This is a genomic window from Pseudoalteromonas sp. TAE56 (genome assembly GCF_000497955.1).
In the GTDB taxonomy this organism is placed as follows: Bacteria; Pseudomonadota; Gammaproteobacteria; order Enterobacterales; family Alteromonadaceae; genus Pseudoalteromonas.
In genome coordinates, this window is record NZ_AUTN01000151.1 from 1 (window position 1) to 1,377 (window position 1,377).

General features: G+C 36.0%; 2 protein-coding genes and 1 pseudogene. All 3 read left to right on the forward strand.

Annotated features, from left to right (window positions below; genetic code table 11):
- On the forward strand, nucleotides 1-239 hold a 239-nt coding region (locus L656_RS1000000123330; protein ID WP_024598871.1), incomplete at its 5' end, for a hypothetical protein.
- A 95-nt stretch (nucleotides 240-334) separates the two neighbouring features.
- Nucleotides 335-808 carry a hypothetical protein gene (locus L656_RS0119430; RefSeq protein WP_024600446.1) on the forward strand — a complete coding sequence of 158 codons (474 nt, stop codon included), beginning with the start codon at nucleotides 335-337 and terminating at the stop codon, nucleotides 806-808.
- Nucleotides 809-1,305: 497 nt separating this feature from the next.
- Nucleotides 1,306-1,377, forward strand: a pseudogene (locus L656_RS1000000122890) (Mobile element protein); the annotation flags it as partial.

The following is a 1,377-nucleotide window of genomic DNA, read 5'->3' on the forward strand; positions in this document are numbered from 1 at the left end:
CTGATCAGCTAAAAGGTTTGAAAATTAAATCATGTGAGTCCTTCGCTTCTGACGATTCAGCATTCACAATATGTTTTACAACCTCAGAAAATGAAAAACTGGAAGATACTTTTCCCACAGGTGATAAGGCATATACAGTTATGCTTGTTTACTCTGAAAAGTCAGTTGTCATCGGTTTAGACATTATCGGTTGTGAAAATACTGAATTACAAAAGCAACTGTTAGCATGTTGCACATAACAAAAACATCATGGTGGGAATTTTACTCGCTGGCCTTCGGCCAACAACGCTCATAAAATCCCCATATGTTAAGAGTTAGTTTTAAAGGGATGTTCATGCGTAAATATTTAGTTTTGTTTCTTTGTTTAATCTCAAATTACGTATTTGCCTCATTTCCATTGGAAGTATCTGATAAGGCTTTAATTGAAAAAACAGATCATGTTTTAATCGGCCGAGTCATTGGTGTTGACATGATTGATGGAAACGGCAAACAGATACATGACTTAAAAGCTAAAACAGGCCCAAAGTCCCAAAATAGTATCAGGCTAATTTTTGTTATTGATGAGGTATTAGAGACTAATTCAAAAAGTGTTCCTACAAAACTATTTGTCCCGTTAGATAGTTTTATGCATTTTAGTTTCGGTCAAATCAAAGAAGAATATCCAGAAGTAACAGAGCAAAGGCTTTTATTATTATCTGGCAATAAATTTGAGCCACCAGTTGCTGGGCATTTTCAACGAAATTTACAAGACAAAGAATACTACTTGGAGTTGTTTAAAACTAACAAGTCGTTAAAGCAGGACAAATAACAGTTGGCTTTTGCTCCTGCGTCGCTTATTTTAGCCAACATATTATTTGCCTCTTAACGAGGCGTTATAACTCAAAATAATCTCATGAGAATTCATAAATTACATTTACCGCTGGTAGTTGCAACATTAATATTCTTAGGTGGGCTTTTGTCACTGACTTGGGAAACATATACGTCATACGATGGAGGCATTGGTTCACTAGCTTTGATAGTTGTTTACCCAATTGCGATGTTAAGTGAGGTTACACTTATTCCACCATTTGTAATTTGGTTCCTAATCATTGGTTTTTTCGCATATTTAGATTTTTACTTTTCTCGTAAGGATAGGGTAAATCTTAACCATGAGTTATAACAAGCTGCTCAAGTTCGCAGCAAAAAACGCTGCGGGACAGTTACTCGCTGGCTTCGCCAACAACACTCGTAACTGCCCCTTAGCAGGACGTTAGGCACTTATAACATAATAAACAAGACACCCATCCTAAATTTTCTTATGCCGTCATGAGTAATCATACGCATTTAGTATTGTATGTTGATGATAAGAAAGCGAATAGGCTAAATGATAAAGCGCTT

What these genes read in the sequence shown, in the direction of transcription:
- L656_RS0119430 (WP_024600446.1), top strand. Translation starts at nt 335, where the DNA reads ATGCGTAAATATTTAGTTTTGTTTCTTTGTTTAATCTCAAATTACGTA.